General features: G+C 29.1%; 18 protein-coding genes. 9 read left to right on the plus strand and 9 right to left on the minus strand.

Annotated elements, in window-relative coordinates:
- Positions 1 to 11 precede the first annotated feature (11 nt).
- The gene (locus tag BTO18_RS04735; protein ID WP_105015126.1) at positions 12 to 2,495 is read left to right on the plus strand and encodes a TonB-dependent receptor; all 2,484 of its coding nucleotides are present in this window, start codon (positions 12 to 14) and stop codon (positions 2,493 to 2,495) included.
- A gap of 72 nt (positions 2,496 to 2,567) precedes the next feature.
- Here the strand turns inward: BTO18_RS04735 and BTO18_RS17805 are convergent, their stop codons facing one another.
- Positions 2,568 to 2,849, minus strand: a complete 282-nt coding sequence (locus BTO18_RS17805; RefSeq protein WP_105015127.1) for a hypothetical protein — start codon at positions 2,847 to 2,849, stop codon at positions 2,568 to 2,570.
- Between the two features lie 48 nt (positions 2,850 to 2,897).
- On the opposite strand from BTO18_RS17805, the gene fumC reads away from it, so the two are divergent.
- The 5 genes from fumC (at position 2,898) to BTO18_RS04765 (ending at position 8,776) form a co-directional block, all read left to right on the plus strand.
- Positions 2,898 to 4,298 (plus strand): class II fumarate hydratase, encoded by a 1,401-nt coding sequence (fumC, locus tag BTO18_RS04745; protein WP_105015128.1) that lies wholly within the window; start codon positions 2,898 to 2,900, stop codon positions 4,296 to 4,298.
- 138 nt (positions 4,299 to 4,436) lie between these two features.
- On the plus strand, positions 4,437 to 5,177 hold the full coding sequence (locus BTO18_RS04750; protein WP_105015129.1) for a hypothetical protein: 741 nt from the start codon (positions 4,437 to 4,439) through the stop codon (positions 5,175 to 5,177).
- An 80-nt stretch (positions 5,178 to 5,257) separates the two neighbouring features.
- Positions 5,258 to 6,055 carry an alpha/beta hydrolase gene (locus BTO18_RS04755; protein ID WP_146106881.1) on the plus strand — a complete coding sequence of 266 codons (798 nt, stop codon included), beginning with the start codon at positions 5,258 to 5,260 and terminating at the stop codon, positions 6,053 to 6,055.
- A gap of 6 nt (positions 6,056 to 6,061) precedes the next feature.
- Positions 6,062 to 7,474 carry a leucyl aminopeptidase family protein gene (locus tag BTO18_RS04760; RefSeq protein WP_170063229.1) on the plus strand — a complete coding sequence of 471 codons (1,413 nt, stop codon included), beginning with the start codon at positions 6,062 to 6,064 and terminating at the stop codon, positions 7,472 to 7,474.
- A gap of 102 nt (positions 7,475 to 7,576) precedes the next feature.
- Complete coding sequence (locus BTO18_RS04765; RefSeq protein ID WP_105017501.1) at positions 7,577 to 8,776, plus strand: ATP-grasp domain-containing protein; 1,200 nt, start codon at positions 7,577 to 7,579, stop codon at positions 8,774 to 8,776.
- Between the two features lie 146 nt (positions 8,777 to 8,922).
- On the opposite strand, the gene BTO18_RS04770 is transcribed toward BTO18_RS04765, so the two are convergent.
- The 6 genes from BTO18_RS04770 to BTO18_RS04795 all read right to left on the minus strand — a co-directional run bounded on the left by BTO18_RS04770 (position 8,923) and on the right by BTO18_RS04795 (position 15,821).
- On the minus strand, positions 8,923 to 10,125 hold the full coding sequence (locus BTO18_RS04770) for a hypothetical protein (protein WP_105015132.1): 1,203 nt from the start codon (positions 10,123 to 10,125) through the stop codon (positions 8,923 to 8,925).
- Positions 10,126 to 10,131: 6 nt separating this feature from the next.
- Positions 10,132 to 10,947, minus strand: a complete 816-nt coding sequence (locus BTO18_RS04775) for a type 1 glutamine amidotransferase (protein WP_105015133.1) — start codon at positions 10,945 to 10,947, stop codon at positions 10,132 to 10,134.
- 11 nt (positions 10,948 to 10,958) lie between these two features.
- Positions 10,959 to 12,053 (minus strand): carboxylate-amine ligase, encoded by a 1,095-nt coding sequence (locus BTO18_RS04780; protein WP_211295567.1) that lies wholly within the window; start codon positions 12,051 to 12,053, stop codon positions 10,959 to 10,961.
- Between the two features lie 140 nt (positions 12,054 to 12,193).
- Complete coding sequence (locus BTO18_RS04785; protein WP_105015135.1) at positions 12,194 to 13,276, minus strand: ATP-grasp domain-containing protein; 1,083 nt, start codon at positions 13,274 to 13,276, stop codon at positions 12,194 to 12,196.
- A gap of 33 nt (positions 13,277 to 13,309) precedes the next feature.
- A complete protein-coding gene (locus tag BTO18_RS04790) occupies positions 13,310 to 14,014 on the minus strand; it encodes an esterase family protein (RefSeq protein ID WP_105015136.1) in 705 nt (234 codons plus the stop codon).
- 433 nt (positions 14,015 to 14,447) lie between these two features.
- Complete coding sequence (locus BTO18_RS04795; protein ID WP_211295568.1) at positions 14,448 to 15,821, minus strand: MATE family efflux transporter; 1,374 nt, start codon at positions 15,819 to 15,821, stop codon at positions 14,448 to 14,450.
- A 130-nt stretch (positions 15,822 to 15,951) separates the two neighbouring features.
- Here BTO18_RS04795 and tpx point away from each other — a divergent pair, with 130 nt between their 5' ends.
- Both tpx and BTO18_RS04805 read left to right on the plus strand, forming a co-directional pair.
- Positions 15,952 to 16,449 (plus strand): thiol peroxidase, encoded by a 498-nt coding sequence (gene tpx, locus BTO18_RS04800; protein ID WP_105015137.1) that lies wholly within the window; start codon positions 15,952 to 15,954, stop codon positions 16,447 to 16,449.
- Between the two features lie 2 nt (positions 16,450 to 16,451).
- Complete coding sequence (locus BTO18_RS04805) at positions 16,452 to 16,832, plus strand: diacylglycerol kinase (protein ID WP_105015138.1); 381 nt, start codon at positions 16,452 to 16,454, stop codon at positions 16,830 to 16,832.
- On the opposite strand, the gene BTO18_RS04810 is transcribed toward BTO18_RS04805, so the two are convergent.
- Positions 16,827 to 17,579: a LytR/AlgR family response regulator transcription factor gene (locus BTO18_RS04810; RefSeq protein WP_105015139.1), complete on the minus strand. Its 753-nt coding sequence runs from the start codon at positions 17,577 to 17,579 to the stop codon at positions 16,827 to 16,829. The two genes, BTO18_RS04805 and BTO18_RS04810, sit on opposite strands and share 6 nt — an antisense overlap.
- Before the next feature lie 7 nt (positions 17,580 to 17,586).
- The gene (locus tag BTO18_RS04815) at positions 17,587 to 20,442 is read right to left on the minus strand and encodes a sensor histidine kinase (protein WP_105015140.1); all 2,856 of its coding nucleotides are present in this window, start codon (positions 20,440 to 20,442) and stop codon (positions 17,587 to 17,589) included.
- Positions 20,443 to 20,644: 202 nt separating this feature from the next.
- On the opposite strand from BTO18_RS04815, the gene BTO18_RS04820 reads away from it, so the two are divergent.
- Positions 20,645 to 23,635, plus strand: coding sequence for a T9SS type A sorting domain-containing protein (locus BTO18_RS04820; RefSeq protein WP_105015141.1), 2,991 nt, complete (start codon positions 20,645 to 20,647; stop codon positions 23,633 to 23,635).
- Positions 23,636 to 23,824 lie beyond the last annotated feature (189 nt).

Below are 23,824 nucleotides of genomic sequence, written 5' to 3' on the forward strand. Positions count from 1 at the left end.
ACCAACTAGTTTTGACAAAAAAATTCTTGATTGTTCTCTTTTGTTTATGTTCAGCTACAAGTTTACTTTCACAAAAAAACAAACCTACATCTATAAAAATTACTGGAAAAGTTATTGATAAAACTACACAACAGCCTTTAGAATATGCTACTGTGGTTCTAAAAAATTTAAAAACAAAAACAATTTCAGGAGGTATAACAGATGCTAAAGGATTTTTTGATATAAAAACTCCACAAGGAACTTATGATATCAGTTTTGAATTTATTTCATTCAAATCTAAAAAATTACCTAACCAAGTATTATCCGTAAATAAAAACTTTGGTACAATAATTCTTCAGGAAGATTTAAAATCTTTAGATGAAGTTGTCATCATAGCAGAAAAAACTACAGTAGATATTAGGCTAGATAAAAAAGTATTTAATATTGGTAAAGATTTATCAATAAGAGGTGGAAATGCAAGTGATGTTTTAGGAAACGTGCCATCAGTTCAAGTTGATGTTGAAGGCAATGTAAGTTTAAGAGGTAATGAAAACGTTACCATTTTAATTGACGGTAGACCAAGTGCTTTAGTAGGCTTAAATGGTGCAGATGCCCTTCGTCAAATACCAGCAGAAGCTATAGAAAAAGTAGAAGTAATAACATCACCCTCTGCAAGATATGATGCTGAAGGTACAGCTGGAATTTTAAATATTATTTTAAGGAAAAATAAACTTACTGGTTTTAATGGTTCATTACAATTTGATGTTGGCTACCCAGAAAGATATGGTGCAGCATTTAATGCAAACTGGAGAACAGAAAAATGGAATTTATTTACAAATACTGGCTTTAGATACAGAGCTGTACCAGGAAATTCTTTTATTGATAGAAAAAACCTTATTTCTGGAACTGAGAACGCAAGAATTATAGAAAAAAGAAATTTTGGCAGATTAGGTAGAAATTTATTTACAAGTTTTGGAGCTGAATATTATATAAATGATAATTCAAGTGTTGTAGGTAATATCGTTTATAATATTGGTAATGATGATGATGTAAATACAAATAATATTGAACGTTTCGACTCTTCTGGGATTTTACAAAATCCTTCTTTTAGAACTGAAAATGAAGCTGAAGATGAGAAACGAATACAATACACACTAGACTATGTAAATAAATTTGATGATAAAGGAAAAAAATTAACAATTAATCTACAATATTCAACAGAGGTAGAAGATATTTTGAATAACATTAATGAGTTCAATACGCAAACAAATAATCTTAATGATTTAGAAAAAGTAATTGAAGATCAAGATGAAAACCGTTTTCTATTACAAGCAGATTATATACATTCTGTAGGTGAAAATATACAATATGAAGCTGGTTATAGAGGTAATTATAGAGATATATTTAACAGTTTTTTTTTAGAGGAAGCTATAAATAAAGATGCAAATGGTAATGATATACCAATTACTTTAAATACGCCTTTAGTTCCAGACAATAATCTTAACAACTCATTCAACTATAAAGAATTTGTTAATGCTGCTTATTTTCAATATGGACAAAAATTTGATAAAATTTCCCTGTTAGCAGGCTTACGATATGAATATACATCAATAGAAATCGAACAACAAACCTCAACCTCTTTAGATAAAAAAAGTTATGGAAACTTTTTCCCTACATTAAATATAGGTTACGAATTTAGAGATGGAGAAAATATTACTTTAGGATACAATAGAAGAATAAGAAGACCTAGAGGTCGTTTTCTAAACCCTTTTCCTAGCAGATCTAGTGAAAGTAATATTTTTAGTGGTAATGTAGATTTAAATCCTGTTTTTACAGATGCTTTAGATATAGGATATTTAAGACGTTGGGAAAAATTTACATTGAGTACATCTATGTACTACAACAGAAGTAATGATAATTGGGAATTTATTCAAGAAAATACAGGAGATGTAACAGACAATAATGATCCTGTTTTACGAAGATTTCCAGTAAACTTATCTTTAGAACAAAGATTAGGCTTTGAATTTACTTTAAATTATAGACCTTTTAAAGCATGGAATATCAATAGTGATTTTAATTTATTTCATGTAACTACAGATGGAGATTACACAAATCCTACTTCTGGTAAATTCACAGATTTTAGTTTTGAAAATACCGCTTTTTTTATCAGATTAAATCAAAAAATAACGCTTCCGTCGAAAATTGATTTACAAATCAATTCTAATTATAGAGGTGCATCTCAAGCAGCTCAAACTTCTAATAAAGGTATTTTTAGTATGAACATTGCAGCTAGTAAAGATATTTTTAATGAAAAAGCATCAATTAGTTTAAATGTTAGTGATGTTTTTAATAGTAGAAAAAGAATGTCGACTCTATTTATACCAGGCGAAACAGATCAATATAGTGAGTTTCAATGGAGAGAACGTCAAATACGATTAAGTTTTGTATATCGTTTCAATCAGAAAAAGAAAAAGATTAGACAAGAGAGAGATGATGATGGTGGAGGAGAGTTTTAACTTACTCATTATAGCACAAAAAAACTCGTTCAATATTTTGAACGAGTTTTTATTTTATGTGAACTGCTAGAATTATTTTCCTTCAGCAGCTTTTTTAGCTTCTCTTTTTAATTTAAAATTCTCCCAAATTGTACCTCCAATCCAATAAGGAACAACAAACGTTAGTAAAAAAATTAACAACCAAAAACCAGCTGTAAAAATGAACATGAATAAAACTAATCCTGAAAATTCTGAAAAATCTAACATTATTGGGTCTTTAAATTTAATTGATACAAAATTAGATAAATAATTTAAAAATTCATAATTAAACAGCAAAGTTTTTAACAGCATTTTCAACATTAAAATTGCAAGCATTTCAAGCTATATTTTGTAAATTTACATAACTTTAAATACATCAAGAAAATGACAAAATATAGAGTTGAAAAAGACACAATGGGTAAGGTAAATGTACCTGCAGATAAATATTGGGGAGCACAGACTGAACGTTCTAGAAATAATTTTAAAATAGGTCCTTCAGGTTCAATGCCTTTAGAAGTTGTGTATGGTTTTGCGTATTTGAAAAAAGCAGCAGCTTACACCAATTGTGAATTAGGTGTTTTAGCAACTGAAAAAAGAGATTTAATAGCACAAGTTTGTGATGAAATTTTAGAAGGTAAACACGATGACCAATTTCCGTTAGTAATTTGGCAAACAGGTTCTGGCACACAATCGAATATGAATGTGAACGAAGTAATTGCAAACAGAGCTCACGAAATTGCAGGAAAAGTAATTGGTAAGGGCGAAAAAACCATTCAACCTAATGATGATGTTAACAAATCTCAATCTTCAAACGATACTTTTCCAACTGGTATGCATATTGCTTCCTACAAGAAAATTGTAGAAAATACAATTCCAGGAATTGAACAATTAAGAGATACTTTACTAGCAAAGTCAGAAGCTTTTAACGATGTTGTAAAAATTGGTAGAACACATTTAATGGATGCTACTCCCCTAACCTTGGGTCAAGAATTTTCTGGTTATGTAGCTCAATTAAACTTCGGAATTAAAGCTTTAAAAAACACATTAGAACATTTATCACAATTAGCTTTAGGAGGTACTGCAGTTGGAACAGGTTTAAACACACCTGCTGGTTATGATGTTTTAGTAGCAAAATACATTGCAGAATTTACAGGATTACCTTTTATAACTGCAGAAAATAAATTTGAAGCTTTAGCTGCACATGATGCACTTGTTGAAACACATGGAGCTTTAAAACAGGTAGCAGTTTCTTTAAATAAAATTGCGAACGATATTCGTTTAATGGCCTCTGGACCTAGATCTGGTATTGGAGAAATCATTATCCCTGCAAATGAACCAGGTTCCTCTATAATGCCAGGAAAAGTAAATCCTACACAATGTGAAGCAATGACTATGGTTTGTGCACAAGTTATGGGGAATGATGTTGCTGTAACTGTTGGTGGAACTCAAGGTCATTACGAGCTAAACGTTTTTAAACCAATGATGGCTGCAAACGTATTACAATCTGCTCAATTAATTGGTGATGCCTGTAGATCTTTTGATGAAAATTGTGCTGCTGGTATTGAGCCAAATCACACAAGAATTACTGAACTAGTTAATAACTCTTTAATGTTAGTAACTGCCTTAAATACTAAAATCGGCTATTACAAAGCTGCAGAAATTGCAAATACCGCTCACGAAAATGGAACAACATTAAAAGCAGAAGCTATACGTTTAGGCTATGTTACTCCAGAAGAATATGATGAATGGGTAAAACCGGAAGATATGACTGGTAGTTTAAAATAAATGAATTAAAACCTCGCAATTACTAAAATTAATGTGAGGTTTTACTTTTCTAACCTTATTTTAAATATATTTTGTAGCTTTAGAACATTATATTTTACATTAATTTGTAAATAATTATAACCCTAGTTTAAAATTAGAATGATAAAAACTTACGAAAATACTTTAAGAAAAATCATTGTTGATATTCTTGGTGCTTCTGATAATAGCGATTATAAAATACCAGAAGAAATAAAAGAAAAATGGTTAGAAAAAAGAAAATTTGAAAAAGAAAAAAATGATGGTTTTCTCTTTGAAAAAAGAATCATTTATTATTCTGATTTTTTAGATTTAAAAACTATAATTATCAAAAATTGGGACAAATTTGAACCTATTTTTAAAAACAAGAATCGTTTTTTAGTTTTTTTCGAGGAAATTAATCAATATAAAAATAGTATAAATCAAAGCAGAGCATTAACTAAAAGTCAAGAAGAAATGCTTTCTGGAATCACTACAGATTTAAAAAATAGTTACACTGTTTACACTAATAAAAACAACAATAGAAACGATTATTTTTTAGCAATTAATACTGTTTCTGATAATTTAGGAACTACTTGGAACAAATCTGGCGTTAACCAAAAACCAATTCTAAAAGTTGGTGATGAATATGAATTATTAATTGATGCAAATGATCCTAAAGATAGAGATATTGAATATGAAATTTATCACTTTGCAGGTACGTTAAGAATACATCAACAAACAAATAGGTTTAACTTTAAAATTAGCGAAGAACTAATTAGTGAAAACACAATGCTCGTAGTAAAAGTATTCACACCAAAATCTAAATATAAAAACGAAAGCATTTTAAAAATTCATATTACAGTACTACCAGAAATTAGTTAAAAACTCTTTTTTAATAGAAGTAACTTTTACTGTAAAACTGTTCATTTTCTTGTTCATTATCAAGCTTCAAAAATGTATTTTTGCATTTTAAAAATGATGAATTTATGACATTGACGGAGTTTGAACCCATTATAGAAACAATAGAAGAAGCCTACGAGATTCCGCATTTGAATGCAACAAGAAAAATTTCTGCAGTTTTACCACACGATTACTACCAAAATGATAAAAAATATCCAGTTTTATATTTACAGGATGGTCAGAACTTATTCAATCCTATGGCTGAATATGGAGACTGGGCTATTGACAAATCTCTAGCTAAACTAGCTGAAAAAGGAGAAGCTGATATCATTATTATCGCCATAAATCACGGAGAAGAACAGAGAATTAGCGAATATTTACCTTATTATCATCCACGTTTTGGAAATGGAAAAGGAAAATTTTATGTAGAGTTTTTAATTGAAAAACTTTTACCATACGTAAACAACAAATACAGAACACTTACAGATTTTGACAATACAGGAATTGGTGGTAGTTCTATGGGAGGTTTAATAAGCTTGTATGCTGGTTTATCTGCTCCAAGAATCTTTGGAAAGTTGATGATTTTTTCTCCAAGTCTATGGATTTCTAAAAAGATTTTTGATAATACTAAAAGTTTTATGCCATTAGAAGAAGCAAAAATTTATTTATATGCTGGTGGTAAAGAAAGTCAAGAGCATTTGCCAAATGCCAAAAAGTTAGGAGGCATTATTAAAGAAAAAATGATAAAAGGATACCATATTGATTTTCATTTTTCAATAAATGAAGAAGGAAATCATTCTGAAGTACATTGGCGTAAGGAATTCCCTAAAGCGATTCAATGGTTATTTTACAACAAATAAATGATGATGAAATACACACAAATCAAAAATATAGACAGTACTAAAGATTTTATTTTACCTTGTAAAAAAGATGATTTAGCATCAATCCAACAGTTTTTACCCATTACAAAACCAGATTTTGATGGCAGTTTTAAAACGCATCAACTGATTTATGGCGAAACTGGAAACCGAATTTATTTAGTTGGTTTGGGTGAGGATAAAAATGCATCACAAATAGAAGCAACTTTCCATAAGTTTGCTTTTGAAGCTCAAAAATATTGGGATGAAAGTATTCAAGTGTATGCCAACAATTTAGAGGAAACAACTATTCTGAAAATCGGAATTGGTTTGGAAATGGCAAACTATAATATTGGTGCGTTTCAATCTGAAAAGAAAGAAAAAAGAAAAACACAAATTTCATTTTCATCAAGTAATGATATCCAAAATATTTTAACAGAAGGTTATTTCACAGGGCAAACCATCAATAAAATTAAAGCTTTGGTTGATGCTCCACCAAATATTAAAACTCCAGAATATTTAGGAGATTGGGCTAAAACCTCATCAAAAAATACAGGTTATAAATGTACAGTTCTCAAAGAAAAACAATTAGAAAAACAAGGTTTTGATGCGGTTTTATCAGTAGGAAAAGGAAGTGTAAATAAACCTGTTGTTATCATTAACGAATACAAAGCAAAAAATACAGATACTATTGATATTGCTTTAGTTGGTAAAGGAATTACCTTCGATTCTGGAGGATTATCTATAAAACCATCCACTAATTTACACTATATGAAAAGTGATATGGGTGGTGCAGCTGTAGTTTTAGGAGTTGTAGAATTGGTGGCAAAGTTAGAATTGGAAATCAATATTATTGGGGTTGTAGCTTCTGCAGAAAATGCAGTTGATGCTAATAGTTACAGGCCTGGAGATGTAATTAATTCGTATTCTGGAAAAACAATAGAAATTATAGATACTGATGCTGAAGGTCGTTTGGTTTTAGCTGATGGAATTAATTATGTAATCAAAAAATACAACCCAGAATATTTAATTGATCTGGCAACTTTAACAGGAAGTGTGGTAAGAACTTTAGGATATGCTGCTGCAGGAATGTTTACAAAAAACCAAGAAATGGCAAAAACAATGTCTGATATTGGTTATAAAGTTCACGAACGTGTTTGGCAATTGCCACTATTTGAAGACTATGAAGCAGATTTGCAATCTGACGTTGCTGATGTGCGTAATTTCAATGGAAAACCAATTGAAGGAGCAATAAATGCTGCAAAATTTTTAGAAGTATTTACAGAAAATCACAAAAAATGGATGCATTTAGACATTGCTGGCGTTTCTTTTGGCAGTTCTCAATTCGCAAAAATGAAAAGTGCATCTGGCTTTGGAATTCAATTAATTACAGAATTCATCAAAGCAAAAGCTAAAAGATAGTTCTAATTTTCGTAAATTAAACTCAAATAAAATATCATATTATAAATCAAACTTGTCTTGATTCTTGAATCTAAAACAATGTATGATTCTAAAATAATAACTATGTCTCAAAAACCAATCAATTTTTTATGCATTTCAACCTATTTTAAAGGCGAAGATTTTTTAAAAAGATGTAAATCTGATGGTAATCATGTTTTTCTTTTAACTAAAAAAGGATTAGAAAACGAAAATTGGCCTTGGGAAGCTATAGATGACGTTTTTTATGTTGAAGAATGGAATCAAGAAAATGTAGTCAAAGGAATTGCGTATAAATTCAGAACGATAAATTTTGAGCATTTTGTAGCTTTAGATGATTTTGATGTAGAAAAAGTTGCACTTTTAAGAGAACATTTTAGAATGCCAGGAATGGGTAGAACCACTGCTCATTATTTTAGAGACAAATTGGCAATGCGTTTAAAAGCGAAAGAAGAAGGTGTAAATGTACCTGAATTTACTTCACTTTTTAACAATGATGATATTAATAATTATGCAGATACAATTCCTGCTCCTTGGTTGTTAAAACCTAGAATGGAGGCTTCTGCTACTGGAATTAAAAAAATTCATTCTAAAGATGAGTTATGGGAAGTTGTAAATAATTTAGGCGATGAAAGAGATAATTATTTGGTAGAAAAATTTGCTCCTGGAGATGTTTTTCATGTAGATGGATTAAATGTAAATGGAAAAGTGGTTTTCTCTAGAGCTAGCAAATATTTAGATACACCTTTTGAAGTGGCACATGGAGGAGGAATTTTTAGATCAGCATCATTAGAAATTGGCTCTAAAATAGAAAAAGATTTACAAAAAGTAAACAAACAAGTTATGAAAGCTTTTGGGATGCAATCTGGTGCTTATCATACCGAATTTATTCAATCTAAAGCAACAGGAGAATTGTTTTTTTTAGAAACTTCATCTAGAGTTGGTGGTGCTAATTTAGCAGAAATGGTAGAGTATGCTTCTGGTGTAAATCTTTGGGCAGAATGGGCATCAGTAGAAAATGCACGAATTAGAAAGCAAACTTATAAATTACCTAAAATTAACAATCAATATGCAGGTATTGTGGTTTCTTTAAGTAGATTTGAATATCCAGACACTTCTAGTTTTACAGATAAAGAAATCGTTTGGAAAATGCAGAAAGCTTGGCATATTGGATTGATTGTAGTTTCGGATTCTAGTGAAAAAGTATTGGAATTATTAGACCAATATACGCATAGAATTGGTGAAGAATTTCATGCAAGTTTACCTGCTCCTGATAAGTCTGAATAGTTTATTTAACTAACATTTGTCACGCTGTAAGCGTATCATAAACTGTTTTTATTATTTAATATCAATATTACTCCTAGATCCTTTTAGGATGACAAACTGAATGAATAAAAAAGACCTGTAAGATCTAAATATATTTTTAGTAGCTCCTAATTCTCAAAAAAACCAGTAGTTCCTCCTACCCAAATTTTATCTTTGTTATATTTTACGCCAACCATTTCTCCTTTACTTAAACGAATTAAATTGCTTACTATTTCAGTTGTATTGGTTTTAGAATTATGTAATAACATAATTCTTACTTCACATTTTGCAGGTACATCCATTGTTTCTATAATTGGTTCGTAAGCTACTTTTTCTTGTAATAAATAATTAGATTTGTTTGTGATTTCATCTATCATTTTAGGAGTTACGTGAATTTGAACTCCTGCTCCAGCAAAAGAATACAAAGGTTTTAAAACATAATTTTCTAAATCTTCTGGAATGGTTTCTAATTTGTCTAAATAAAATGATTTTGGCACGAATTCGCCTTTTAATAATGGCATTGTGTACTTACTAATTCTATAAAACCAATTTGGGTGTCCTATCCAAGTGACATCAACTTCATCTAAAAAATTAAACTCACTTTTTAAATCTGGTCTTTGATGAAGTTCATCAAAAATAATACGATTGTATATTTTTAAAATTTTAATCTCATTGCCTTTATCATCTTTATAAAAAAGTTCCTTTCCTTTTTTAATTAAATCTGAAATACACAACACTTTAATGCCTAATGCTTTTTCAGTTGCGTAAAAATCGATTGCTGTTGCTTGTTTGTCTGGCTCTATTTCTAATAGAATTACTTGCTTTGGATTGGTTTTACCAACAATTTCTTGTTGCAACAAATCAATGTAATCTTTAGTTATCATTCCATTAATATGCTGTGAGTAATTTTCTGGAATTACGTTTCCAAAATGCTCACGATATTTTCTACCTAACAATTCTTGGAAAAAATATAAAGAAGGAAAACCTTGTAATTCAATCAGTTTTGGAACTAAATTTCCATCAGTATCTCTACAAATTCCAAAATCCAATTGCATAAATTTCGAAACTTCATCTTCATTAGGCACGATTGTATTTGGGTCAAAAAAAGCTCCATCAGTTAATTTTTTAAAATCTGGTTGATGAATTACTTCCATAATTTCATCACAGGCTTTTATCAACCTTTCTTTTAAATCTTTTGGAATAAAAACAGGTGTTTCAGCTATTTTAAATGGTGGCGTGTATTTATAAGTCGAAATAATATCATCTAAAAAAGCTTGATACTTTTCTTCAGAAAATTGTTGATTATAAATTTGTCTGTTATTCTGTATCATAAAAAATTAAGATAATATTGGTTGATTTACTTTACGAATTGCCAAACTTAAAAAATTAGGTAAAATGGTATGATAAGTTCTTACCAATTTATCATCATCATCCATTCTGTCCATCATTTGGTTATATTTTTCTTCTCCAAAACTTTCTATAACTACTTTTTTATTTTCTTCAAGTTTAAAGAAAGCTTCCATACTAACAGGTTCTGCTTCTGGATGAAATTGTGTACCCACAAACTCACTAGAAAAACGAACAGCCATAATTGCACGCTCTAATTCTATGTGCGTTCTAATTTTTTCTAAACTTAAAATTGATGCTCCTTTTTCTTTAAAAACCTTTAATCTTGGCTGTACTAATTGCCAATCTCTAGAATCTACTGCATAAAAAGGATCGTTTAACCCTTCTAATAAAACATCAACTTTACCTTCTTTGGTTTTATGAATTGGTAAAATACCAAAAGAGGTACTTTTTCTCAATTTAATTTCGCCTAACTTAAAATAATCACAAATTACCTGAAAAGAATAACAGATAAAAAATACGTGTTTTTTTTCTTCGGAATTTTTATTGTGATTCCAAAGATTTTGCATTAACTCTAAATATGGTTTTCTCCAAATTCCTTCTTCTAAAGGACTTCCTGGACCTCCACTTGAAATATAAATATCGTAAGAAGTATCAGGTATTTCTCCTTTTGCTCTTACATCAAAAACAACAAAATTTACTTCACTATCAAAAGTTGTTACAATTTCTCTAATACAACGTAAACCTTGATTGGGTTCATTGTTATTCATATCTAAAATGGCAACTTTTACTTTTTCTTTACTCATCAACATAAATCTTAAACGCCTAAAATAGTTTGTTCTGTAATAAAATCTACTACTTTAGTTAAATCTCTGGTTTCTTCAAATGCTTTTAATTGTCTGTCTGCTCCTGTACCTCTTTCTAAAATTTTAAAGATAGATTCTACTTCTTCTCTAGAACCTAAATCATCTAAAACATCATCTACAAAATCTACAAATTCCGCCATTAATAATTTAGTTTCTACTTCTTTCTCTTTTCCAAAATCAATCATTTTTCCATCAATTCCATAACGTCCAGCTCTCCATTTATTTTCATTGATTAACGCTCTATGATATACCATAAAATTCATATTTTGAGAACGAAGTTTGTATAATTTTGCTACTAAAGCTTGAATTAAAGCAGCTATACAAACAGTTTCATCAACAGTTAAAGGCACATCACAAATACGAACTTCTAATGTTGGAAAAACAGGATGAATACGAATATCCCACCAAATTTTCTTTGGATTGTCTATACATTTGGTTTTTACCAAAAGATTTACATAATTTTCATATTGTGCATAATTATCAAAAATTCCAGGAATTCCTGTTCTAGGAAATTTATCAAAAACTTTAGATCTAAAAGATTTAAAACCAGTATTTCTACCTTCCCAAAATGGTGAGTTTGTAGATAATGCATACAAATGTGGCAAAAAATAACGCATGGCATTTACCAAATGTAAAGCCATATTCTTATCTGCAATTCCTACATGAACATGCAAACCAAAAATTAAATTTGACCTTGCTGTGTCTTGTAATTCATTTACAATCTCATCATATCTTGGATTTGGAGTAATTAATTGCGTTTCCCATTTAGAAAAAGGGTGTGTACCAGCAGCACCAATTTTATAACCTAAATCTCCAGCAATATTAGAAATAGACCTTCGCAAATGCGAAATTTGCTGTCTTGCATCTTGAATGTCTTCACAAATGTTTGTGCCAACTTCTACTACAGCTTGATGCATTTCTGCCTTTACTTGGTCGTTTAAAACCTTTGCTGCATTGGTTACAATTTGCTGATCGTGAGAAGTTAATTCTCTTGTTGCAGGATCAATTACTTGATACTCCTCTTCTATTCCTAATGTAAATTTCATAATGGAAAGTTAATAAATAAAGTTTTATAAAGAATTATAAAACTGTCATTTAGAATGAAATGGAAAAATCTTTTAAATTGCTACTTAAGATTTTTCGACTTCACTCAAAATGACAGAACAAAATATTTTAACTATAAAACTTACTTTTTTGTAGTTTTTTTCTTTGTTGCTGCTTTTTTAACAGGTGCTTTTTTAACTGCAACTTTTTTAGCGGGTGTCTTTTTTGCAACCGCTTTTTTAGCTGGAGCTTTTTTAACCACTGGTGTTGCTGGAGCAATTTGATCGGTTACAAATGTTCCCCAAGTTAAATTCATTTGACCTTTTTTGTACTGCTTTGCTTTTTCGATTGCCATATTTGCAGCATTTTCTACAATCCACTCAAAATTTTCTTCTCCTACAGAATGTATATCTGCATCTGGAGCAGGATTACAAAAATCAATTGCATAAGGTATTCCATCTCTTACAGCAAATTCTACTGTATTAAAATCATAACCCAAAGCTTTGTTTAGCTTGATACAATACTCATGAACTGTATCTAAAATTTTCTGATCAACTGGCTCTCCATTTAAAACATAACGTAAATGATGAGGATTTCTAGGCTCATATTGCATAATATGTACATTATCTGTACCTAAAACGTAACATCTAAAGTATTCTTTAAAGTCAATTTCCTCTTGCAACATCATAACAAGGTTTTCAGTTTCACCATGTTTTGCCCATAAATCATCTGGATTTTCGACTTTGTAAACACTTTTCCATCCACCTCCATCATGAGGTTTCATATATGCAGGAAAACCAATAGTATCAAACATTTTATCCCAATTAAAAGGGTATTTCATGTTTCTGAAAGAATTTTCATCAGTATCTGGTGGTCTATGAGAACTTGGTAAAATAAACGTTTTTGGTACAGGAACGCCTACTTTTTCAGCCAAAGCATTATTAAAGAATTTTTCATCTGCACTCCACCAAAAAGGATTGTTAATTACAGCAGTTCCTGTAATTGCAGCATTTTTTAAATAGGCTCTGTAAAAAGGAACATCTTGCGAAATTCTATCAATAATTACAGCATATTCGTCCGATTTTGCTTGCTCTACAGTGTCTATTAACACTGCTTCAGCCATCATATCTTTAATGCCTTGTTCTTTAATTTTTTGATTAACTCTGTCTATAAAAGCTTGTGGAAAGGTATTTTCTTGTCCGAATAAAATTCCAATTTTTCTCATATTATATTTATTTTGTTAGTTGTTACTCTATTTTTAAATTTTTGATAAATAATGTGGAAACATTTGCCTCCAAATTGGCCAATCGTGTTCTGCCCATTTGCGTTCGTCAAACCAAAAAGGGATATTTTTATCACTTAAAATTTTCGCTAAATTTTGATTTGCTTCTAAACAAATATCCCAATCACTTGTGCCCAAAATAATTTTCATATTCCATAAATCTGGATGATTGCTTCCTGGTAAAAAATCTACTGGGTTGTTATAAAAAACATTGTCATCATAATAATCATCTAAAAAAGATTTAATATCAAAAGAACCACTTAAACTAAACATATGGCTTACTCTTTCTGGGTGTTTAAACGCAAAATTTGCTGCATGATAACCTCCAAAACTGACACCTGCAACAGCTACTTTTTGAATTCCTCTTTGATGACAAATAGGGTTTACAACTTCATCCATAATAAATTTATCATACCAAATATGATTTTTGACACGATCTGCAGGATGAATATTCTTATCATACCAACTCAATTCATTTATAGAATCTGGGCAGTAAATTTGCACCAAACCTTCCTCTAAAAACCATTTTGCAGACTCAATTAACTTGAAATCTTTACACTCGTAAAAGCGTCCACTAGTTGTTGGGAATAAAATTAAAGGATAACCTGCGTACCCAAAAACCAACATTTCTATATCTTTATTTAATGTTGGCGAATACCATTTGTGATAATCTTCTTTCAATATAAAAAACTTAACTGATTTATAAAAATTTTACGATTGCAAAATTACGCTATTTCAAGCAGTTACGTATGAAGTTTATGATTTTTACCGAAAACAAAATAATGTGTTTGAATTATTAATAGCCTGTTATAAAAATGTTACTTTTTTTGTAGAATTATTCGATTTAGAACATTTAAAACAACTATATGCTAATATTTTAGAGCATTAAGCTTGACTATATTATAGATAAATAAACGTTTGGTATAAAATATAAATTGGCATACTAGATAAATGAGATAGAAACTAAATAAAAAAAGGTATTTTCCCTATTAATTTTCTCAACAAAAAACTCGAACTTCGCTAACTCTGGATATAAAAGAGTTAAAACTCTTAATATCAGAAATGAGTTAGCAAATTTTAAAATTTAATAAAAATCTGAAAATTATATTCTCTATCACTTTTCTTTAATCAATTTTAATGTCAATTTATTAAATCGAATAAACAACAACACTGAAGCTGTGGTTAAACCTGCTAAAAGACCCAACCAAATACCAAAACTACCAAACATTTTTTCTTTTCCTAGAAAATATGAAACAGGAAAACCAACACACCAATAAGAAATAAAAGTTAAAATTGTGGGGATTTTTACATCTTGTAAACCACGCAAAGCACCTAAAACCACAACCTGAATACTATCAGAAATTTGAAAAAAGGCAGCTGCTAACAATAAATTGGAAGCAATAGAAAGTACTTCCATATTATCTACATAATTTTCTGCATCATTTAAATCTACATAAATATTAGGTAAGCTTTTGTGGAAGATAAAAAACAATAAGGCAAAAAAGGTTGCCAATAAAATACCTAGTAAAAAAATAGAAAATGCTATTCTGCGTAATTCTTTATAATTCTGTAATCCTTTTTGATTCCCAACTCGAATCATAGAAGCAACACTTAAACCCATTGCCACCATAAATGTCATTGAAGATAAATTTAACGCAATTTGATTTGCTGCTTGCGGATTTTTACCTAGCAAACCACTCAACCAAATTGCGGCTGTAAAAATAGCAACTTCAAAAAACATTTGCATAGCACTTAAAGAACCTAGATTGATGATTTTTTTAATCATTAAAAAATCAAAAACAAATATTTTAATATTTTTTACAATTCTTGCAGAACTTTTTTTATAACGTAATAAAGTCCACAGATAAATAACCATAATTATTCTGGAAGCTAAAGTTCCATAAGCTGCACCAACAATTCCCATTTCTGGAAATCCGAATTTACCGAAAATCAAAATATAGTTTAACCCAATATTTACAATATTCGCCAAAAGTGTAGCATACATTGGGTATTTGGTCATAGACATTCCATCACTAAATTGTTTTATGGCTTGGAAAACTATCAACGGAATTAAAGAAAATGCCACCAAATCTAAATACGGAATTGCCAAAGCCACAACTTCTTCAGGTTGTTTCATTAAATACATTAACGGCTTCGAAAAATAAATCCCTAAAAATAAAATAGTCCCCAAAACTGTACATAAAAACAATCCGTGTTTGTATGTGGATCTTGCTTGTTGTAGGTTATCTGATGAATCTGCTTCTGCTATTAATGGTGTAATTGCAGTAGAAAAACCAATTCCAATAGACATTGCAATAAACATAAAACTGTTACCTAAAGAAACTGCTGCCAATTCTGCAGTACCTAATTGCCCAACCATTATATTATCAATAAAAGACACAAAAGTATGACCTAACATTCCCAGCATTACTGGTGCAGCAAGTTTCCAATTGTATTTAAATTCTGATGTGTACTGAGCTAAATTCAAATTAAAATAATAATTTTTCGTCTGCGAAGATACGTATAAGATTGGCAAATTTTTATGAGTAAGTGTCTAGAATTAAAAAGGTATTTATCAATAAAATTATTACATTTGATAAAAACTAAAAATACATAAAATGGCAGCTATTACATTAGGAGGAACTCCAGTTACTACAGTAGGAAATTTACCAGAAATTGGAACTAAAGCAACTGATTTTACATTAACATCATTAGATTTATCACATAAAAGTTTATCAGATTTTTCTGGTAAAAATATCATTTTAAACATTTTTCCAAGTGTAGATACTGGTACTTGTGCAACTTCTGTTAGAGAATTTAACAAAAAGGCTACAGAATTAGAAGACACAGTTGTATTGTGTATTTCTAGAGATTTACCATTTGCTCAATCTCGATTTTGTGGTGCAGAAGGTATTGAGAATGTAGAAATGTTGTCTGATTTCGCAACAGGTAAATTCGGTAAAGACTATCAAGTTGAATTTGCAGATGGTCCATTCAAAGGATTACATTCTAGAGCAATTGTTGTGATTGATAAAAACGGAACGATTACTCATACAGAGCAAGTTGCTGAAGTTGCTGATGAACCAAATTACGAAGCTGCATTAAAAGCGATATAAAGATGAAAAACCCTAAAGATGGTTTTATTAGAGGTAGATTACGAAGCGTAAAATTTGCTTTTAAAGGACTATGGATTTTAGTTACTACCGAAGATAGCATTAAAGCTCAACTTTTTTTTGCATTAATCGCCACTATTTTAGGGTTCTTTTTTGAAATTTCTGCAACTGAATGGGCTGTCCAATTTTTAGCAATAGGTTTGGTTTTAGTTGCTGAAGCTTGTAACTCTGCTATTGAAGAAGTTGCGGATTTTATTCATCCAGAATTTCATATAAAAATAGGTTTAATTAAAGACATAGCTGCAGGTGCACCAACATTTGCAGCATTAATTTCTTTGATTATTGCTGGGATTATCTACATTCCGAAAATTATGGGTATCTTATAATTTATTAAACATTTCCAACCTTTTTATAAACGTTGTTTTTTTACGTTTCGAAACTGGTAGTGTAGAATTATCGCTCATAACTACATAACCACCATCTTTATGCAAATAACTTTTTAAATGATTTAAGTTGATTAAATGTGAGTGATGAATTCTCTCAAAATTAAAAGGTATTAATAATTCTTCTAGCTCTTTTAACGTTTTAGAAATCAGCAATCGTTTGTCATTTGTGAAATAGATTTGTGTGTAATTTCCTTCTGATGTGCATTTTAAAATAGTTGCAATTTGGTGGATAAAAATACCTTCAGATGTTTGCAAAACAATCTTTTTATTGGCAATTGTATTTTGCTGATTTTGGATATATGCTTCAATCTTTTTATTCAAATTTAATTTGTTTTCTTTCTCAATTTTAGCAACTGCAACTTGTAATTCTTTACTGTTAATTGGTTTTAACAAATAGTCTAAAGCACTAAATTTTATAGCTTGCAACACATATTCACTATAAGCTGTTGTAATGATGATTTTAAAGTTAATACTTATAAAATGCTGCAAAATATCTAAACCTAAACCATCAGAAAGTTGAATGTCTAAAAAAATTAAATTGGGTTTTAATGCAGATATTTTAGCAATGCCCTCTTTTACAGATTGTGCTGTATCTAACACAATTACTGTTGGGCAATTTAAAGCTAATTCTTGCTTTAGAGCAGAAATTGCTTGAGGTTCATCTTCTATAATTAATGCATTTATCATCTTTAATTTACCATATTTTTAAAAGCGGAATTGTAATAATAACTTGAGTTCCTGTTGATTTTTTATCTTCCATTAAATCTATAAATTGTAAATTGCATTTTGTAATTTCTTGAATTTCTATTAATGCCAATCGTTCTTTTGTTATAGAAATTGCTTTTGAGGTATGCCTTGTTTTTTTATTTTTTTGTGATGCTTTTCGTCCAATTCCATCATCATTTACAATACAAATTAATGAGTTTTCTTTTTTATGAAATGATACAATAATTTTTCCTTTGGATGATTTTGGAGAAACTCCGTGAATAACTGCATTTTCAATAATGGGTTGCAACAATAAAGTAGGAATACTGGTTTCTTTTGCATTCAGGTTTTTATCAATAATAATCTGATAATCAAACTTATGCTGATAGCGAACTTGAGTCAATTGCAAATACAAACCTAACATTTCTACTTCTAAAGAAAGTGGAATATATTGCTCTACATTTTCTAAAAGTAAGCGTAATAATTTAGAAAAATTAGAAATATAATTGCTGGCTTCTTGCACATTTCCTTCAGAATAATATCCTTTAATGGTATTTAAAGCGTTAAAAATAAAGTGTGGATTCATTTGCAAACGCAACGCTTTTTGCTCTAAAGCCAACATTTGATTTTCTAAAGCAATATTCTCTTTTTCTAATAAAATTGATTTCTTTTCTTTTAAAAATTGTTTTTGTAGATAATTCAATCTTAATTTTAAGAAATAATAAATTGCTAATCCAATTCCTAAAATCAGCAATAGTAAAAACCACCAAGTTTGCCAAAAAGGTGTAGCAATTGTAAAACTGATTTTCTTTACTTCACTTTTATGACCAAATCCATTTACTGCATATAAGGCAAAGTTGTAATTACCAGCTTTTAAATTTTTATAATTAACAGTTCTCTCTTCTGTACTACTCCAATCAGTGTTATTTAGTTTATAAAAAAAATTAAGATTTCCTTCATCTAAAAAAGAAATTCCATCATACTCAAATTTTAAATTATTATCTGTGTATTTTATTGTTTTATTTAGTGAAAAATTTATTTTTTTATTATTGGCATAAATACTTTTAAAAGAAACAATAGGAGGAGTATTTTTTTTAGTAAAATAATTTTTATGAAAATAGATTAATTGGTCATTTGTAGCAATATAAAGTGTATCATTAACTAGAGAAAAATCGTTTATCTTTTTGTTTTTGAATGCTAAAAATGTATTAAAATCTTTAATAGTAAAGTTAGACCCTGATAATGTAATACTGTTTATACCTTTGTTACTTCCAACTAAATATGTTGCAGTTGCTGTTTTTTTAATAGTAGTTATTGTATTATTATTAAGTCTATCTTTTTTAGAAATTGAAAACTTGACAACATCATTATCTAAAATAATGAGTCCTTTAGAAGATGTTGCCACTAAAAGTAAATTAGATTCATCGTCATAAAATATTTGATTTATAGATGATTTTAGTTCAGGAAATTTATCTCCCAAAAAAATGAGTGCATTATTTTTATAACAGTATAATCCAATATTTGTACCCAAATAAATTGAAGAATTTACGTTTTTAATAGTATAAATTCTTCTGTTTAAAAATCTATTATGATAGATTTTATCATATTCTTTTTGATCTAACTCATTTTTAGAAATTTTTGATAAATAAGCAGTTGCTAAAAAAAGTGAATCTCCCTGTTCTAAAATATCATTTAGATTTATAGGAATTTCTATTTCATAATTTTTTGTAATTTTTTTTAAACCAACTTTACCAATAATATAAGTAGTTTCAGTAAAAAATCTAATTTTAGAGATTTCATCTTTTCTCCAATTTTTATTAAAAGTTTTTTTTGTGAAAGTATTATTTTTTTTGATGTAATAATCATTTTCCATTCCTCCAAACCAAATTTCATTATTATCATTATTTGCAATAGTATTTATAGCAATGTCTCTTTGTAAAATAGAAAAAGAGGGTATTAGAAATATACCATCTTGTAGTGTAGTTAACCAATAGTTACCTTCAATATCTTTAGAAATACTTGTAACAGTTTTTTCTTTAAAAAAGTGTTTTACAATTTTTTTGTTTTCAACTAGAAAAACTCCTTTTCTAGTACAAATCCAAATTTTAGAACTTGACTCTTTGTAAATGTTTATAATTTCAAAATCATTTGGCAATGTTATTATTTGCTTAAACATACCAGATGAATTAACCTTATAAAGTCTATTAAAATTATTAAAAAAGACTTCTTTTTTATGATGAAAAACTCTGTAAGGTACTTTACCAATATCTATTTTGGTTAGTTTTTTAGAAATAGGATTATAAATACCTGAAGAGTTTAAAATAGCAAGCTCATCCCCTATTTTCCAAATGCCAGAAGTATTTATTTTTATATTTTCTATACTATTTACAGTATTATCAGTACTAATTTCTGTTAGATTTCCATTTCTTGATATTAAATAAATGTTATTATCTTTATCTTCATAGAAATCGATTAGCATATTTTTACTTTCAATCTTCTGAATAATAGTTGAATTTTCTGAATTATAAATAGTATCATTTTTAATATAAGATGGAGTTCCATTTAAGGTTAACAGCCATTTTCTACCCTTAAAATCTTCCCTTATTTTAAAAACTTCGTTATCTGTAAGCCCATCATCAGAACTGAATAGTACAAAATCTTTACTATTATATTTAATAACTCCAACATCTGTAGCAAACCAAATAAAACCTTCTTTATCTTGATGTGCATCATAAATGGTATTTGTTGGCAAACCATCATTGATAGTGTAATTTATTGTATAAGGTTCTTGCCCAAAATTGTTGAAGCAAAAAAGAAAAGTTAAAATGTATAAAAACTTTTTCAAGTGAGAGTATTTCAGTAAAAGTAACGATATAAAATCAAATCTTTATAACGTTTTTAAGACAGTTATTTTAGATACAAAATCAATTATCTTAAAATAAGTATCGGTTAGTAAAAAATTTCAATCACTTTTCATTTTAGAACTATATTACATCTTCATTTTTAATTTCTTTGATTATAAATCATTGAATTTAAAAATCTATTTTATGAAAAAAATTATACTATTTTTTACTTTATTTTCTTTAAACTATATACAAGCTCAAGCATTGCTAGTTAAAGATATTCAAGCTGGCTCAACTTCTAGTATGCCAACTTATACTGAAAATAGGGTGGATATAAATGGTAATCTTTTATTTACAGTTTATAATAGTACTACAGATGATTATCATTTATGGAATACTGATGGAACAGAATCTGGCACAAAATTAATGAAACCTTTTGTAGATTATCAAGGTTTTCCTGCTCACGCTTTTACTTATTCATCAACTTTTGATAGAGTCTTTTTTGGTGCAATAGAAAGTTGTACGGGTTTTAGGCAAAGAATGTTCTCTACAGATGGTACAATTACCAATACAAATTTACTTTCAGGTAATTTTTCTTTCGTTAAAGAAATTACAAATTTTAATAATAACATCTATTATTATGCTTCAACTTTAAGTGGTTTAGAGTTGGCATATTTTGATGGTACAAGCCAAAATATTATAGATGTAAATCCTGGTACAACTTCTAGTTTTCCTAGAAACCTAAAAGCTATTGGCAATAAACTATATTTTGCTGCAGAAGCAAATACTAATGAAGGTATAGAACTTTGTATGAGTGATGGAACAGCTACAGGAACAATAAGGCTCAAAAACATCAATATTAATGGAGATACGAACAACTTTATATCAAAACATAGTTTACCACAAGATTTTATTGGCTATAATAACAAAGTATATTTTACTGCAGATAATGCAATTAATGGTCGAGAACTTTGGGTTACAGATGGCACAGAAACGAATACAAAAATGATAACAGATATGCATCCAGGAGCTAATGACAGTTTTTACGTTGCTCCAAATTTTACTGTTTATAAAAACGAATTGTATTTTACAGGTTTTACCCCAGCAACTGGTGTAGAACTTTATAAAATGAATGCAAACGAAACCATTACAAATGTACTTGACATAAATCCTGGAGGTGCAAACCATAGTTATCCAAAAGATTTATTCGTTTTTGATGGCAAACTTTTTTTCTCTGCTGATGATGGTACAAATGGTTATGAATTATGGTATACTCAAAATACAGGAGCAACATCTAAAAGTACAAATGCAATTACAACAGCTCTTTTTAAAAATATAAATACAATTGCAACTGAAAGTAGTAACCCAACAAATTTTATTGCGTTTGATGGTAAAATGTATTTTACTGCAGATAATGGAACAAATGGAATAGAATTGTGGGAATCTGATGGTTCTGTTGGAGGAACAAAGTTAAAACAAGACATAAATCCTACAGGAGATAGCAACCCAAGAGATTTTATAGTTTCTAATAATCTGTTATATTTTTCTGCTGATGATGGCACAAATGGAGATGAGCTTTGGAAGTTTTCTAACAATTTTATTATCGGGAGTTTATCTCCAAATGATGATGCCATTGATATGGCTTTATCTGGAGAAAATTTAAAAATTACGCTAAACAAAGAAATAGTCAAAGGAACAGGAAATATTATAATTTATAAAAGTAGTGATGATTCTGTTTTTGAAACTATAAATGTAAACAGTAGCAATGTAACTATTAATAGCAATACAGCAGTTATTAACCCAACTTTAAACTTTTCTGCAGCTGAAGATTATTATGTTTTTATTGATAATGGTGCTTTAAAAGATGGAAGAAACAACTCTTTTACAGGAATTGCTGATAAAACAATATGGAATTTTAAAACTGCTGGTGTTCAAAATCAAACCATAACTTTTAATACACTACCAAATAAAATTTTTGGAGATGCAGATTTTCAATTAACAGCCACTACAAGTTCTAATCTATCTGTTTCTTACACAAGTTCTAATACAAACGTTGTTACTATAAGTGGGAATACTGTAACCATTATTGGTGCTGGTTCTACAATTATAACTGCAAGTCAATCTGGGGATGCTAATTTTAGTGCTGCACCTAATGTTACTCAAACATTAACCATAAACAAAGCCAACCAAACTATTAGTTTTGGACAGTTACCTGATAGAACCTTTGGCGACGCTGATTTTCAATTGACTGCAACTTCAAACTCAAATTTACCTGTAACATATTTAAGTTCTAATACCAATGTAGCAACTTTAAATGGCAATATTGTTACAATAGTAGGTGCAGGTTCTACTAATATTACAGCTTCACAAAGTGGAAATACAAATTATAGTACTGCACAAGATGTTACAGAAACATTAACTGTAAAAAAAGGAATAAGAAATGTAACTATAAATCCAATACCTACAAAAACCTTTGGTGACCCTAACTTTTTTATAAACTCTTCTGTAGATGGTATTCCACAAAATGATAATACTGTGTATCATTATTATGCAGGCAATAGTAATATATCAATAGATATAAATACAGGAGAAGTTAGCATCAATGGTACTGGAACATTTGGATTCACAGTAGATTATATTGAGACAGCAAATTACTTGGCAAACCAAGCAAATGGAAGTTTTATTGTTCAGAAAGCAGACCAAAGCATTACTTTTAATATTTTACCAGATAAAGCAGTTGGGGATGCAGATTTTAGTTTAACAGCAACTTCAAGTGCTAATTTACCAATTACCTATTCAAGTTCTGATACAAATGTAGCAACTGTAAATGGAAATATCGTTAGCATAGTTGCTATGGGTAATACTACAATTACTGCTAGTCAAAATGGTAATACAAATTACAATGCTGCAGTAGATGTTACACAAAACCTAACAGTAACAGCAACAGCTTCTACAAAAGATTTTGAAAGTATTGGTGTTAAATTATATCCTAACCCAACATCAGGTCTTTTCAGTTTAATCCATACTACAGATATTAATAGCATAATAATATACAATACTCTTGGTCAAAAAATAAAGGAATTTATCAACCCTAAAGAGTCAGTATTCATTATAAGAGAACTCAAAAAGGGGATATACATGATTAAAATAAAAAATGAAAAAGGAACAGCAACTTCAAAAATTATTAAAATTTAATTAACTCCCTACTTTATAATTAATAAATAGTTAGCACAAAAATTGATTTGAGTTAATGTTATTCTAGAATTGGGGGATTCACCTATTTTAATATTAGCTCAATCAATTTTTATCTTTAATAAAAAGCACTTAAAAACTTGTTGATTTATTTCATCAATCAAAAAGTTTAAAAAACTAATTTACTATATT

Origin of the sequence: Polaribacter porphyrae (assembly GCF_002954685.1) — a bacterium.
GTDB classification, from domain to species: Bacteria; Bacteroidota; Bacteroidia; order Flavobacteriales; family Flavobacteriaceae; genus Polaribacter; species Polaribacter porphyrae.